Origin of the sequence: Vibrio sp. FF266, assembly GCF_041439695.1 — a bacterium.
GTDB lineage: Bacteria > Pseudomonadota > Gammaproteobacteria > Enterobacterales > Vibrionaceae > Vibrio > Vibrio tasmaniensis_A.
In genome coordinates this window covers 132,515-146,679 of the sequence record NZ_JBGOOO010000008.1, presented here as the reverse complement: position 1 = coordinate 146,679, position 14,165 = coordinate 132,515, and the positions used below count along the sequence as shown (strand labels likewise).

At 43.8% G+C, this 14,165-nt stretch carries 13 protein-coding genes and 1 pseudogene; 9 read left to right on the top strand and 5 right to left on the bottom strand.

All coding sequences use genetic code 11. The annotated features are described in order from the left end of the window. Nucleotides 1–141 precede the first annotated feature (141 nt). From ACED59_RS09060 to ACED59_RS09045, 4 genes are all read left to right on the top strand, one after another. Complete coding sequence (locus tag ACED59_RS09060) at nt 142–1,293, top strand: class I SAM-dependent methyltransferase (RefSeq protein WP_017098022.1); 1,152 nt, start codon at nt 142–144, stop codon at nt 1,291–1,293. 66 nt (nt 1,294–1,359) lie between these two features. After that, nucleotides 1,360–1,929, top strand: coding sequence for a YajG family lipoprotein (locus tag ACED59_RS09055; protein WP_009848368.1), 570 nt, complete (start codon nt 1,360–1,362; stop codon nt 1,927–1,929). After that, nucleotides 1,929–2,477: a peptidylprolyl isomerase gene (locus ACED59_RS09050; protein ID WP_009848367.1), complete on the top strand. Its 549-nt coding sequence runs from the start codon at nt 1,929–1,931 to the stop codon at nt 2,475–2,477. The genes ACED59_RS09055 and ACED59_RS09050 overlap by 1 nt, the downstream gene beginning before the upstream one ends. A gap of 51 nt (nt 2,478–2,528) precedes the next feature. Beyond that, nucleotides 2,529–3,887: an MFS transporter gene (locus ACED59_RS09045; RefSeq protein WP_012603364.1), complete on the top strand. Its 1,359-nt coding sequence runs from the start codon at nt 2,529–2,531 to the stop codon at nt 3,885–3,887. Between the two features lie 91 nt (nt 3,888–3,978). Here ACED59_RS09045 and ACED59_RS09040 read toward each other — a convergent pair. Further along, nucleotides 3,979–5,325 (bottom strand): annotated as a pseudogene (locus tag ACED59_RS09040) (DUF4397 domain-containing protein). A gap of 511 nt (nt 5,326–5,836) precedes the next feature. On the opposite strand from ACED59_RS09040, the gene ACED59_RS09035 reads away from it, so the two are divergent. The 3 genes from ACED59_RS09035 to csdA all read left to right on the top strand — a co-directional run bounded on the left by ACED59_RS09035 (nt 5,837) and on the right by csdA (nt 9,027). Continuing rightward, complete coding sequence (locus tag ACED59_RS09035; protein WP_012603361.1) at nt 5,837–6,724, top strand: outer membrane protein OmpK; 888 nt, start codon at nt 5,837–5,839, stop codon at nt 6,722–6,724. Nucleotides 6,725–6,834: 110 nt separating this feature from the next. Continuing rightward, on the top strand, nt 6,835–7,728 hold the full coding sequence (panE, locus tag ACED59_RS09030; RefSeq protein WP_017098023.1) for a 2-dehydropantoate 2-reductase: 894 nt from the start codon (nt 6,835–6,837) through the stop codon (nt 7,726–7,728). An 87-nt stretch (nt 7,729–7,815) separates the two neighbouring features. Then, a complete protein-coding gene (gene csdA, locus ACED59_RS09025; RefSeq protein WP_017098024.1) occupies nt 7,816–9,027 on the top strand; it encodes a cysteine desulfurase CsdA in 1,212 nt (403 codons plus the stop codon). A gap of 111 nt (nt 9,028–9,138) precedes the next feature. Here the strand turns inward: csdA and csdE are convergent, their stop codons facing one another. The 4 genes from csdE to ACED59_RS09005 form a co-directional block, all read right to left on the bottom strand. After that, nucleotides 9,139–9,567, bottom strand: a complete 429-nt coding sequence (gene csdE / locus ACED59_RS09020) for a cysteine desulfurase sulfur acceptor subunit CsdE (RefSeq protein ID WP_017098025.1) — start codon at nt 9,565–9,567, stop codon at nt 9,139–9,141. A 37-nt stretch (nt 9,568–9,604) separates the two neighbouring features. After that, nucleotides 9,605–10,414 (bottom strand): tRNA cyclic N6-threonylcarbamoyladenosine(37) synthase TcdA, encoded by an 810-nt coding sequence (gene tcdA, locus ACED59_RS09015; protein WP_009848360.1) that lies wholly within the window; start codon nt 10,412–10,414, stop codon nt 9,605–9,607. Nucleotides 10,415–10,527: 113 nt separating this feature from the next. Then, nucleotides 10,528–11,640: a murein transglycosylase A gene (gene mltA / locus ACED59_RS09010; RefSeq protein ID WP_009848359.1), complete on the bottom strand. Its 1,113-nt coding sequence runs from the start codon at nt 11,638–11,640 to the stop codon at nt 10,528–10,530. Between the two features lie 81 nt (nt 11,641–11,721). Further along, nucleotides 11,722–12,195, bottom strand: coding sequence for a DUF2850 domain-containing protein (locus ACED59_RS09005; RefSeq protein WP_009848358.1), 474 nt, complete (start codon nt 12,193–12,195; stop codon nt 11,722–11,724). 161 nt (nt 12,196–12,356) lie between these two features. On the opposite strand from ACED59_RS09005, the gene argA reads away from it, so the two are divergent. Further along, a complete protein-coding gene (gene argA, locus ACED59_RS09000; protein ID WP_009848357.1) occupies nt 12,357–13,694 on the top strand; it encodes an amino-acid N-acetyltransferase in 1,338 nt (445 codons plus the stop codon). A 278-nt stretch (nt 13,695–13,972) separates the two neighbouring features. Continuing rightward, a complete protein-coding gene (locus ACED59_RS08995) occupies nt 13,973–14,164 on the top strand; it encodes a hypothetical protein (RefSeq protein ID WP_008223046.1) in 192 nt (63 codons plus the stop codon). Nucleotide 14,165 lies beyond the last annotated feature (1 nt).

Genomic DNA, 14,165 nt, shown 5'->3' with positions numbered 1-14,165 from the left:
TGGGGGAAGTATAAACCCTAACTGGTCGACTGTCTGAGTATTTCATAACGAACGACTTAGGTTTGGTTGAGTTTTTTCTATCTTGTTCAGGCTGCATTTGAGACAATATCTTTGTTATTTCTTACATAAGTATCTCAAGCTATGAAAACCGAACTTACTCTTCTCGATAGAACTTTGACCTTACATCGTTTCCCCAACCGTTCAAATGAAACCCTTCAAGCTTGGGATGCGGGCGACGAATACATTATTAGTCACGTTGAAGAGATGAATCTTGAACCTGGTAAACACATCCTGATCATGAACGACAGTTTTGGCGCCCTATCCGCTTGGTTCTCCAAAGATCATGACGTGACCATGATGAGCGACTCGTTTATCTCTCATCGCGGTGCGCTAAAAAACTTGCAGCGCAATCAAAGTAACCGTGTGAACTTCCTGAATACGATGGATGATATCCCACACGGTATCGATCTTGTGATCATGCAACTACCGAAAACAAACCGTCATCTAGTATGGCAATTGAGCCAACTACGCCAAGCGTTGCCAGAAGGCTGCCAAGTCATCGGTGTAAACAAAGTAAAAGACATCCACACATCTACACTTAATATTTTCGAAAAATACCTAGGTGAAACCAAAACTTCTCTAGCGAAGAAGAAACATCGCTTGGTTATCTCTTCACCAAATTGTCAGCCGATTCAAACGGTCGAGCCTTTTGTTGAATGGGATGTAGACGGTGAAGATATTCGCCTGAAAAATTTACCGAACGTTTACTCAGGCGAGGCACTCGATCAAGGCGCTCGCTATATGCTAGAGCACATCCCTCAAGATCCTGAACTGCGTCATATTATCGACCTAGGTTGTGGCAACGGTGTATTGAGTGTAAAAGCTGGGCAATTAAACCCACAAGCGCGTATCACCTGTGTTGATGAAAGCTTTATGGCAGTGGAATCAGCGCGCCAAAATATTAAGGATAACCTTGGCGAAGAAGGTAATTTCCAGTTCATCGCCAATAACTGTTTAGATGGTTTTAAGAAAAACAGCACTTACTTAGTTATGTGTAACCCTCCGTTCCACCAACAACAAGCGATTACAGATCACATTGCATGGCAAATGTTCTGTGATGCAAAGCATGTTCTTAGCAACGGAGGCAAATTAATTGTTATTGGTAACCGACACCTCGGATACGATGTCAAACTAGCAAGACTATTTGGTGAAGCAAACGTTGAAACGCTTGAACTAAACCAGAAATTTGAGATATTACAAGCAACAAGAGAACCTGCGAATTTTAATAAATAAGCAGAAACGACGTCACAAGAATTTAAGATACCGAGCTCCTGGTGTGAATTTAGAAAGGATAAAGGAATGAAAAAACTGATTTTGGCTGCTTCTATTTTGGCTTTGACAGCATGTTCAGCCCCTCAGCAAGAACAGATCAACGTAATGCCAGAAGCTTCACTAAGCTCAAGCAACCTTGTACAAGGCAAAACATACACACTAACCAGTAAAGATGTTCGTGCCGCTCAATATGTTGCATTGGTTGATAGTGGCCGTTCAAACATTCAGCCAATTCACGCTAAGCAAAACATGCGTATTTCTCTAGAAAACGCTATTGCTCAACAATTGGAGTCTCAAGGTTTTCGTGCAAGCGTTAACAGTGAAAACTCAATTGTTTTAGAGATTCAAGAAGCGCTTGTTACCGTCAAGCACACCATCATGGAAAACCAAATGGATGGTAAAGTAACTCTTGAAGTAACCGCTGAAACGCCTGAAGGCAAGCTAGTTAAGACATTCAATGGTACAGCAACTCGCACAGGTGCATTAAGTGCATCAAATGACGATATCGCAATGGTACTAAACGATGTTATCGACTTAGTTCTTAAAGAGATTGCCAATGACCAAGAGCTGCAAACTTACATGAAGGAACGTTTCTAATGGGGCGCATTCTATCTTCTATCGCATTGATGCTGGTGAGCGTGAGCGTTTGGGCTGGTCCTAAAGTGAACGTAGAAACAACATTAGGCGGCTTCACTATCGAGCTAAACCAAGAGCAAGCACCGGTTAGTGTTGATAACTTTCTGAAATATGTTGCTGACGGTAGCTACGAAGGCACTCAGTTTCACCGTGTGATCCCGGGCTTTATGGCTCAGGGTGGTGGCTTCGATCAAGATATGAAGCAATTAGCAACTTATGCGCCTATCAAAAATGAAGGCAGCAATGGCCTGAAGAATGATACTGCAACGATCGCAATGGCTCGCACCAATGCACCAGATTCTGCAACTCGCCAGTTCTTCATTAACTTTGCAGACAACGATTTCTTAAACGCGAAAGGCGGTAATCCTGGTTACGCTGTGTTTGGTAAAGTAACCGATGGTTTTGACGTTGTTCAGAAGATGGCAACAATTCCAACCAAGCGAATGGGCCGCATGTCAGACATTCCTGTCGACCCAATCGTCATCACTAAAGTGACCCTTCTTAAGTAATCCAATGTAACGCCCTTATTCTTAAGGGCGTTTTCTATACAAGGACGCCCCATGTCATCAGGCACCCCCTCTCTTTCTTGGATGCAAACTTTCCGCAGCTACTTAGACAAACGTCTACTTTGGGTGTTTATGCTCGGTTGTTCGAGTGGCTTCCCATGGGTTCTGATTGGATCCAACATGTCTGGTTGGCTAAAAGATGCCGGTTTAACTCGTGCTGCGATCGGTTATTTCGGCAGTGTGTTTGCTGTCTATGCTATTAACTTTTTATGGGCACCGTTGGTAGACCGAGTCAAACTGCCAGTTTTACACGCGATATTAGGCCAACGACGCAGTTGGATATTCTTGTGCCAAAGCTTGGTATTGATCTGTACCCTGTTCATTGCTGGAGTAAACCCAGCCAATGACTTGATGTTCACCTCTATGCTTGCTCTCGGAATAGCTATCGCCTCAGCAACTCAAGATGTCGCAATAGATGCCTTCCGTATTGATTCATTTCCAAAATCGGAAGCATCAAAGTTGCCACAAGCATCCGCAATGGCCGTGATGGGATGGTGGACTGGCTATTCTCTTCCAGGTTATCTTGCTTTTATCAATGCTGACTCAATCGGTTGGAATGGTGTGTATTACGGTATGGCTGGTGTGGTTGTCGTGTTAATGCTGTTTACTCTTTTTGTCGGAGAACCCAATACACAACGTGAAGCATTACAAGAGCAAGCACAACAACGTCACAACAGAGTTGTGGGTTCAAAAGTCGTCGCTTGGTTCAGCGTTACAGTGCTAGAACCGTTTTATGATTTCTTCAAACGAAACGGAGTTCAAGTTGCCATCACCCTTCTACTGTTTGTGTTCCTATTTAAGATAGGTGAAGCCTTCTTGGGTAGAATGTCAATCACCTTCTATAAAGAGATAGGCTTTAGCAATGAACAGATTGGCCACTACTCTAAGTTAATCGGTTGGGGCGCGACGATATTCTTCACCTTGCTCGGCAGTATCTTCAATGTGAAATTCGGTATTGTACGCGGACTAATGATTGGTGGCATCGCAATGGCAGCCAGCAACCTAATGTTTGCTTGGATCGCTCAGGCTGGCCCTAGTGAAACTCTGTTCTTGGCAACTATCATTGTCGACAACTTCACAACCGCCTTTTCGACGGTAGCATTTGTCTCTTTCTTAACCTTACTGACTGGTCAAGCTTTCTCAGCGACGCAATATGCCTTATTAGCATCCTTAGGCAATTTCGGTAGAACAACACTGGCTTCATTCAGTGGCGAGCTCGTCGATTACCTCAATGATTGGTCAACCTTCTTTATACTGACGTCATTAATGGTGATTCCGAGTTTGATCATGCTCTATTCGTTACGCCACTTTTTCACTGATTTATTAGAAAAAGCGAAAAACAACCACGAATAAAAGAAAAAGAAAGCAAAAGAGAAGAGGGGAGCATTGAGCTACCCTCTTCTCTTTTCTATTTTCTATTTTCTATTTGCAGACGCTTAACGGATTAATCTGTAGTTTCACTTACTATTAAGTTAAATCCCGTTCCCATCGAATCATCAATCGCCACTACTTGATACACAACACCGTTAACTAAGGTCGCAGGCGCGGAGTCAATAGCAACAGTAGATGGATCGCCAGCCACCGTAATCGTCACATAGTAAGTTCCCGCAGCTACATAAATACCATTCGCGAAGTCTTTGAATTTCACATTACTCAACGCAGGCGTACTTCCAGAAATTCCCACGTTCTCGGTTAAATAAATATCAACCGAAGCTGCAATTGGATTAGCTGCAGCATGAGTAATGTTCAATACTGCACTGGTTGCAACAGAGCGTCGATTTTCTGGAACAACTAGCGCTTCCAAATTGAAAGGACTTACCGTCCCCACGGCATAGATACTGTAATCCATTCCGGCAAACACCGCTAAACCGTCAACATCAATGAATGTTGGAGAGGTGGTTGCTGTTTCATAAATATCGATATCGTAACTGCCTGCTGCCAAATCTAAGAAGCCACGAACTTCTTTAAACATTAGAGCATCAAGAGGAGCAAACTTAGCCGAGTTTACAAACACATCCACAGAGGGTGCACCATCAACTAAATGCCCTACTCTCACTTCTGCAGATTCTGCCATGTCGTAAATTATAGATGAACTTTTGCCATCCATTACCATCAGCTTCACCGGAGACGTACTGGTTGAATCCGCTCTTGGCACGGCTGCAATGGTCAGCTCGCTACCAGGAGGGAGAGTGATCTATCCTGAATCAAACGCGATAGCACTTCCACTCACGGTTTCTAATCTCACACGATATTGACCAGCAGGAATATTGAGCACATCGGTAAATCCTTTGTATCCCAAAGTTCCAATCGGTGCGCCTAGAGGATCATTCGGTGCTGTAACGTATAGATTCACATCACCAACTCCAGTTGCCGCGTGAACAACTTGCACATCCAAACTCGAACTCGTCGCCGTGCCTGCTGCAGGTCGTGTCACAACGAGAGCCTCAACTGGGTTGTTGGAACCGTCAGCATCACCGACCACCATCACCGTGTAATCTAAATCACCGCTTAAATCGAACTGGCTTGGCGGAATCACTGTCGCCACACCATCTCCAGGGAGTTGAACATCGACCTGTAGAGTTGTCTGGCCTTGATTGACCGAGGTATATCCAGATGCCTGAGCATAATCAACCCCAGTCCAACGAGCCTGACTATTAACTAACACATTAGCTAGTGGAGCATCTGGCGATGCGTGAACAGCTTGCAGCTGGGTTGTTGGTTGATCGTCATCATTACACCCTACAATGAATAGGGCTGACATCGCTACAGCGAGTATAGGTGAATATTTCATTGGTCTTCTCTCCAAAAAGTTCGACCAGTTCGTCACACAGCAGATAAGCTCAGGAGCAGATCTTTAAATGTTGCCTCAAATTTGGTGCAATGAACGGTCTCAATATTATCAGCGATGAAAAAACAAACAGATTTAAAAGTCAGGCTAGTCATCACATGAATTGTTCATCAATTGATTCCAACACCATTACGAAGTTGGTCGAAAATAGATCAAATACAGGATGGAGGGCGATTTGATTTAGTCACTTTTCAGCACGAAAATCCTTGGAAAGGAATACTGTTGATTTTGATATGCATGTCACGATTTTTGGTAGAATCGTTTGCTTAGAGCGGTATTTCACCAATTTATACACAAAATAATCGAATTTCACAAAATCAATAGAAGTAGGGACTCATCAAGATGCATAACAACTTTAAAGTTCCATCATTTAGATCGTTAGTGTGATCACGCTCACCATAATAATCATAGTTTTCACTCTGTCTCACTTTTATTTGAGAACAAAATCGCTATTATGCTCGGCATTCGGACATATAAACACGCACGGATTAGCGGGTTACTTATTTCAAACATAGAGAGTTCCATTATGCGTAAATCACTTTTAACTCTTGGCCTACTTGCAGCAGCTTCTGCTCCAGTAATGGCGGCTGATTATTCTGACGGCGATACTCACAAGAATGATTACAACTGGATGCAGTTTAATATCATGCACACTATCGATGAGAAGCCTCAAGACAAAGATCATACTTATCTTGAAATGGAGTTTGGTGGACGCTCTGGTATCTTCGATCTTTACGGTTACATTGATGTATTCAACCTAACTAACGATAGCGGCAGCGATAAAGCAAAAGACGATCAACTGTTTGTTAAATTTGCGCCTCGTATGTCTATCGATGGCCTAACTGGTAAAGACCTTTCTTTTGGTCCAGTACAAGAACTATACGTTGCAAACTACACAACTATCGATGGCAAAGCTGACGGTGGTTACGCAACTAAAACAGGTATCGGTTCAGACGTAATGGTACCTTGGTTTGGTAAAATGCAATTCAATCTTTACGCTACGTACGATCTAAATACGAAAGATTGGAACGGTTACCAATTTTCTACAAACTGGTTTAAGCCATTCGTAAACTTCGATAACGGTTCATTCATTGCTTACCAAGGTTACATCGATTACGAGTTTGGTCGTGATAGTTCATACAACCAGTCGAGCAACGGCGGAGCTATGTTCAATGGTATTTACTGGCACAATGACCAATTTGCTGTAGGTTACGGTCTTAAATTATACCAAGATGTATACGGTCTAAGAGATGGTGCTCAAATTGATAGTGCTAACCCACAATACGGCCAGTTCTCTACTTCAGGCGTAGGTCACTACTTCGCAGTAACTTACAAGTTCTAATCGAACTTCTAAGAAAGTTTCCAAAATGGCACCCTCGGGTGCCATTTTTTATTGCTTTCATTTAATGCCTCGCTATCCTTGCAGCACCACTTTCTTATCTCGGTATTGCTGTGAACATCACTATTGTTGGCCCTGGGGCTATAGGCTCTTTATGGGCAATAAAACTGCTTCAAGCAGGTCATAATGTGGCTTTGTGGAGTCGTTCCACGGATCACTCAATTGACTTATCACTTGATGGACAAGCTTCACTTTCCTTCAGTAACAACAATATCGAGAAGCTATCAGAAAGTGACCTAATGATCTTCACGGTCAAAGCTTGGCAAGTAGAAGAAGCAACTACTCCACTGCTTCAACACCTAGACCCTGACACTATTCTCATGTTCATGCACAACGGTATGGGAGCGGTCGATAACATTGCTAATCAAATTGACGCTCACCCTGTAGTATTGGCGACCACGACTCAAGCAGCATTCAAACCCAATAGCAACAATGTATCCCACACCGGAATCGGCCAAACTCAATTGGGTGCTTTTAACCTAAAGGGGCAACAGTGCACTTTTTTAGTTGATGTGTTGGAACATGCCTTCCCTGCCGTGAGTTGGAATCCAGAAATAACAACGGCGCTGTGGGCTAAACTCGCCATAAATTGTGCGATCAACCCACTGACTGGGCTGGAACAAATCAAAAACGGAGAGCTTGCTGACAAAAGATTTAGCGGAGCTCTGAGTTCTATAATTAAAGAACTCACGCAAGTGATGCAGGCGGAAGGCATTACTTGTTCATTCGACGAATTAGAAACAAGCGTAAAACACGTTATTCAAGCCACGGCTCAAAACAACTCTTCCATGCAGCAAGATATGTTTTATGAGCGCAAGACAGAGATCGACTTCATTACCGGACACCTAATAAAGACAGCACTCAAACATCAGATAGAAGTTCCTGTTAACCAAAAGCTGTTTACGCAGGTTAAAGAACGAGAAAATAGCTGGAATCATCAAGATTAGTCAGCAACGATTAACAAGTCGCGATAAAATAACGATACCGCTCAGCATAACGCTAGCAACAATTTCCAAGATTTTAGGTAAGAATAGATGCTTGATATCAATCACATCCGAGAGCAGTTTCCTGCGCTATCACAAACCATCAATCAACAACCGTTGATTTATTTAGACAGCGCGGCAACGACACAAAAACCTCAGGTGGTTATTGATGCCATTAGCCAATACTACTCCAAACAAAATGCCAATGTTCACCGTGGTAGTCATAGCTTAACAGCCAACGCGACCAGTCAATTTGAAGCCGCCAGAGATAAGGTCGCTCAGTTTATCGGCGCAAGCTCTTCAAAAGAGATCATTTGGACTCGCGGTGCAACCGAAGCACTCAACCTGATAGCTCAAACGCACGCAAGAAGTACGCTTCAAGCTGGTGATGAGATTTTGGTGAGCGAAATGGAGCATCACGCCAACATCGTACCTTGGCAAATTGTGGCAGAACAAACCGGAGCGAAAGTCGTAAAAGTACCGATGACATCAGATTGTGACTTTGACGTTGTTGCGTTTGACGCCCTTTTGAATGAACGAACTAAGATTGTTGCTCTGGCTCAGATAACCAATGTTACGGGTTCTCGCCAGCCCATTAAACAAGTTATTGAGAAAGCACACAAGATGAATGCGATTGTTGTGGTCGATGGAGCGCAAGGTATTGTTCATGAGCCCGTTGATGTTGCTGCTTTAGGGGCTGATTTCTACGTGTTCTCTGGGCATAAGCTCTATGCTCCAGCTGGTATTGGGGTGCTTTATGGCAAGCTTGAATTGCTCGAAGCGATGCCACCTTGGCATGGTGGTGGCAAGATGGTTGAGCGCGTGTCTTTCTCTGGCACCACGTTTTCTGAACTGCCGGGGAAGTTTGAAGCGGGCACGCCAAATGTAGCAGGAGCGATAGCATTAAGTACCGCAATAGAATGGTTAAGTGATTTTGCTCAACGAGATGTCGAAAATCATATCCACCAGCTACAGCACGAGACTTATCTTGCACTCAGTAAACTGGATGATATTCAGGTATTGGGTTATCAACCCAACGCAAGTGTGATTACTTTTGTGATGGATGGCGTTCACCACCAAGATATTGCAACCCTGTTGGATCAACAAGGTATCGCAGTACGTGCTGGACACCACTGTGCTCACCCATTAATGGATGCACTTAATGTGAAAGGAACGGTTCGTATTTCATTTGGTATTTATAACAATCTAGATGATGTTGAAAAGCTCGTAGCGGCGATAGAAAAAGCCGTTGATATGCTGTAGCGAGTAGCGAGTAGCGAGTAGCGAGTAGCGAGTAGCGAGTAGCGAGTAGCGAAATTATGTAGGGTTGGCGTTTAGCGTCAACCCTTTTTGTTTCTGTGTATCTAAGAAATGTTAAGCACTTAGCTCTTGGATTTGAGCAACAATCGCTTTTAATCCATTGCCGCGAGATGGGCTTAGATGGGTAATTAAACCGATTTGTTCAAAGTATCCATCGATATCGAACGCTTGAATCTGCTCTGATGTTTTTCCATCATACGCAGCCATCACTAATGCAATCAGACCGCGAACGATACGCGCATCAGAATCAGCACAAAAGCGCCAAACACCGTCGATATTTTGAGAAACCAACCACACTTGGCTTTCACAACCAGATACGACAACCTGTTCACTTTTCAGTTCATCAGGCATGCTAGGCAGTTTCTTACCCCACTGAATCAGCTGGCGATAACGATCTTCCCAGCCGCTGAAAGTCTGCATTTTTGCGACAATATCATCACTGGTAATTTCTTTGCCGAATGGAAAGCTTGGGAATGTGGTCATTTTAATATCCAGTCGATTGTTAATTGAGAAGAAGACGTTACTTAGCGTGCTTTTGAACGATCTTTTCTACGATACGTGAAACCGCCACAAAACCAAAGGTAGCCGTGACAACCGTTGCTGCACCAAAACCCGTCGCACAATCCATTCGCTTTGGACCTTCTGCGGTTGCTTTCGCAGCACATACACTGCCGTCAGCTTGTGGGTACTTAAGTTGCTCAGTCGAGAACACACAATCGATACCAAACTTACGCGCTGGATTCTTAGGGAAATTATGATGACGACGCAATGTGTCTTTCAATTTCTTCGCTAACGGATCTTGAATCGTTTTAGTCAGATCAGCCACTTTGATTTGAGTCGGATCGATTTGTCCACCCGCGCCACCGGTGGTGATCACTTTAATTTTGTTGCTACGGCAATACGCCAACAGCGAAGCCTTAGCTTTCATGCTATCAATCGCATCGAGCACAAAGTCGAACTCTTTCGATAGGTATTCAGCCTGATTATCAGGACCAATAAAGTCGTCGATCAGGTTCACTTTACACTCAGGGTTAATCAGCTTAACGCGCTCTGCCATCACTTCGATTTTACTCTTACCGACAGTTCCTGACATTGCATGGATTTGACGGTTAATGTTGGTCACGCACACATCATCCATGTCGATCAATGTCAGCTCACCTAAACCAGTACGAGCAAGCGCTTCAACCGCCCATGAACCGACACCGCCAATACCGATCACACACACGTGTGCTGCTCTAAGTATATCGACTTCACTATTGCCATACAGGCGACGAGTGCCACCAAATCGTTGGTCATAGTTTTCTGAAGCTGGAGTGGTCAATTCACGCATTGTTGCCGCCAATTTATTTCTGAGAAAAAGAAAAGAGTGCGTTTTATACGCACTCTTGAATTAAAAGTCTAGGGGATTAGCGATTCGCTTTCAATGCCCCATTTTATTGTTGTTTACTCGACCTTTTCAGGAGGCAAAGCCCAAGGCGCTTCGGTTGCGCTGCCATCTAGACCCAGCTTCCACACCCGACCAAAATGCTTGTAATGACCCGCTTCAGTTCCTGCTCGTGGGCCCATACCATGGTAGAGGTCCAAATGGTTTTGCTTAACCGCACCACCGGTATCTAAAACCAATAGTAGTCTTAGTTGGTGCGCGCCGCTCCAAGTACCATCAGCATTCAGTAACGGAACCTCAGCCAGGATAGGTGTTCCCATTGGTAAGATAGAGCGATCGCCCGCTACCGCCGCCATCGGTAATAGAGGAATGCCAGCGCTACCCATTACGGATAGATCATCTCTCGCGCTAAAGAAGACGAAAGATGGGTTTTGCTCAAGCAGCTCTTTTACCACTTCAGGATCGTTCGCCAATACCCACTCTTTGATAGCTTTCAATGACATTTTTTCTCGTGGCACTAAACCTCGTTCGATCAAAACACGACCAATACTCACGTAAGCTTTATTGTTCTTACCCGCGTATGCAAAATACTGCAGCGTGTCATCATCTCCGAAATGCACAAAGCCGCTGCCCTGTACTTCCATCATAAATGGGTCGATACGGTTTGCTGAATAACCTAATTCAAGACCTTGGCCTTCTAATGCACCGTTGTAGATCTCTTCGCGTGTTGGACACTCTTTATCACACTCTGGAAGCCCATAAACAGGGAATCGGTATTCTTCGTTTGCTTCATGTCGCAGTTCCATTACAGGAGAAAAGTAACCCGTGAATAAAACATTACCTTGTTTATCACCACCACCTAATTGAGCAGTTTGAACGCCAAAATTAGCGAGTTCACTCGGCTCTCCACTCAGCACCGCCCATTCATTGAGTTGCTGATAAAGCGGCTCATAGATTTTAGCCATCGAAGGGGATTTAGAAACCACCATCTCAGCTTGCTCTGCAAATGCGGTGAAGTCTCTTGGTTTATTAGATTCAACCAAATCGACCTTATTCAAGGTTCGGGGAAATTCACCGTCAAGGTGTTGTTGGGCAAGATCAGTGGGTTGAGCACAGCCAAATAAGAAAGAGGCAGCAACAAGGGGAAGCCATTTTTTAATCACAAGAGTCATCCTAAATATTCTATGCATCGAGGATGACAAAAACGATCAGATAACACAATCTTAGATTGTAAATGTTTACAGTAAGATAACCTATCGAACTGAGTTATCGATATAACCTTTAAGGCGAAAGACTGGATTATAGTGATTATCCGACACAAGCATCATTTCTGTTTTATCAGAATTCGTTAGGCGAAAGTGATACGTTTTATTGCCTGCCTTATATTCGAAGTACTTGCCATCAAAATCAAAATGAGTCGACACAACAGAGCCTCGCACTGACACACCATTTTCACTCAGCACAAACTCGTCCGCAGCATAACGAGCGACATCTTGCTCGACCCAAGTTCCATATATTTGACTATTAGGTGTTATCGCATCTTGCACTCTATAAAACACATCGGCGAACAAGGAAGCGACGGCAAACGAACCCACCAAAGCTAAAACCATTAAACTGCGTTCAATGAGCTTACGTCTCAATTTAGGTTTGTTGCGCTGCTCTGCTCCACTGTAGAGACCTTTTGCGATCTCATCAATCTTACTCTTTCTTACTGGATTTTTTTGCATTCGTTTACGACTCATAAGGATGCTGTACGCATTGTACACTGAGACAGTTTATAAAACGAAGCCTAGATGAGAATAGTTTGCGCTTCATTCCAAAAAGTTGTTGTTCAGATTTGAATTTAAATGCTAAATTATCGAATAAATAAACAAGGAAGACTTATTCTGTGAAATTAAGAAGTACGGCGCTAGTCAAAGGCTTTAGGCAATCGACCCCTTATGTAAATGCTCACCGTGGTAAAACCATGGTGATTATGTTGGGGGGTGAAGCCGTTGCCGATAGAAACTTTGGCAACATTATTAGTGATATAGCCCTGCTTCATAGCCTTGGGGTTAAGATTGTTCTCGTTCATGGGGCAAGACCACAGATCAACCAACTGTTAGAGAAGCAAGACTGCCATACGCCTTACCATAAAAATATTAGAGTCACAGATGAATATTCTTTAGGTGTTGCAATGCAGGCGGCTGGACAACTGCAACTTGCGATCACCGCTCGTCTTTCAATGAGTTTGAACAACACCCCAATGGCAGGAACTCAACTCAATGTTATGAGTGGTAACTTCATTACCGCTCAACCCTTAGGCGTCGATGATGGTACAGATTACTGCCACAGTGGACGCATTCGTCGAATAGACATCGAAGGGATCAATCGCACCCTTGACCAAGGTTCCATCGTCCTTCTTGGGCCGATTGCCAGTTCAGTCACTGGCGAAAGCTTTAACCTGCTTTCGGAAGAGGTCGCGACACAAGTTGCTATCCGTTTGAAAGCCGACAAACTGATTGGCTTTTGTTCTGAGCAAGGGGTGACTGACGAAAGCGGTAATGTACTCGCCGAACTCTTCCCTAAAGACGCCAAGCAAATTCTTGAACGCTTAACGGAATCCCAGAACCCCGCCGAAGACATGAGCACCGGAACACTGCGCTTCTTGAAAGGAGCGATCTCCGCTTGCCGAGCAGGCGTGCCTCGTTGTCACTTGATCAGCTACAAAGCCGATGGCGCATTGATCCAAGAGCTATTCTCTTTTGATGGTATTGGAACCCAAGTGGTCATGGCGAGTGCCGAACAAGTCAGACAAGCTCAGATTGATGACATCGGTGGTATCTTTGACCTCATTCGCCCTCTTGAAGAACAAGGCATTCTTGTTCGTCGCTCAAGAGAGCAGTTAGAACAAGAAGTCCATCGTTTTACTATCATCGAAAAAGACGGTCTGATCATTGGTTGCGCTGCGCTGTACGCTTATCCAGAAGATCACATGGCAGAGATGGCCTGCGTGGCCATTCACCCAGACTACCGAGATGGAAACCGTGGGCAGTTACTGCTTGATTACATGCGTCATCAGTCCAAATCTCGTGATATCGACCAAATCTTTGTTCTTACCACACACAGCCTTCATTGGTTCCGTGAACAGGGTTTTTATGAGATTACTGTTGATGAATTACCAATGGAAAAGCAAGGTCTGTACAACTATCAAAGGAATTCCAAGATCTTAGCGTTAAATGTGTAAATTAAATTTGGAGTAAAATCTCACTTTTATGAGGAATTCATTGCAAATGTAATCGTTTCTCATGTGATATTTATTAAATATGCACTTTCATTCACAGCTATAATTGTATATAATTTGCACGCTTTATGAATATCGACAAGCGTTTTTATTGGAATGCCGCCGAATGTTTAACCTATGACATTTAGGTGGTCACTGCACGGATTGCTATACCCATTAACGATCAGCATGCTAGTAGTCAGTCTGCTCGTTAATATAAACAGCAAAAGAGCAACACTGATATGAGAACCATTGTTTGTAACTCGCTGCAAAGTTTTTGGGATATGGCTGATAACCAATTCTTAGAAGGGTTAGACGTACACTGCGTGTTCCCTGTGAGCGAGAACCTAAAAGAGTTTATTTTGAATTGCCAAGCAAAGTACAAAATAAACCATATATCGTTTACTCGAGCGTTTTTAGGCACGGATTCCTAAT

Excerpts from the sequence above, each read along its gene's own strand:
- csdA (WP_017098024.1), top strand. The coding sequence starts at position 7,816 with ATGCTTGATATCAATCACATCCGAGAGCAGTTTCCTGCGCTATCACAA.
- ACED59_RS09060 (WP_017098022.1), top strand. The coding sequence starts at position 142 with ATGAAAACCGAACTTACTCTTCTCGATAGAACTTTGACCTTACATCGT.
- tcdA (WP_009848360.1), bottom strand. The coding sequence starts at position 10,414 with ATGCGTGAATTGACCACTCCAGCTTCAGAAAACTATGACCAACGATTT.
- ACED59_RS09055 (WP_009848368.1), top strand. The coding sequence starts at position 1,360 with ATGAAAAAACTGATTTTGGCTGCTTCTATTTTGGCTTTGACAGCATGT.
- csdE (WP_017098025.1), bottom strand. The coding sequence starts at position 9,567 with ATGACCACATTCCCAAGCTTTCCATTCGGCAAAGAAATTACCAGTGAT.
- ACED59_RS09035 (WP_012603361.1), top strand. The coding sequence starts at position 5,837 with ATGCTCGGCATTCGGACATATAAACACGCACGGATTAGCGGGTTACTT.
- ACED59_RS09045 (WP_012603364.1), top strand. The coding sequence starts at position 2,529 with ATGTCATCAGGCACCCCCTCTCTTTCTTGGATGCAAACTTTCCGCAGC.
- mltA (WP_009848359.1), bottom strand. The coding sequence starts at position 11,640 with ATGACTCTTGTGATTAAAAAATGGCTTCCCCTTGTTGCTGCCTCTTTC.
- ACED59_RS09050 (WP_009848367.1), top strand. The coding sequence starts at position 1,929 with ATGGGGCGCATTCTATCTTCTATCGCATTGATGCTGGTGAGCGTGAGC.
- ACED59_RS09005 (WP_009848358.1), bottom strand. The coding sequence starts at position 12,195 with ATGCAAAAAAATCCAGTAAGAAAGAGTAAGATTGATGAGATCGCAAAA.
- ACED59_RS08995 (WP_008223046.1), top strand. The coding sequence starts at position 13,973 with ATGAGAACCATTGTTTGTAACTCGCTGCAAAGTTTTTGGGATATGGCT.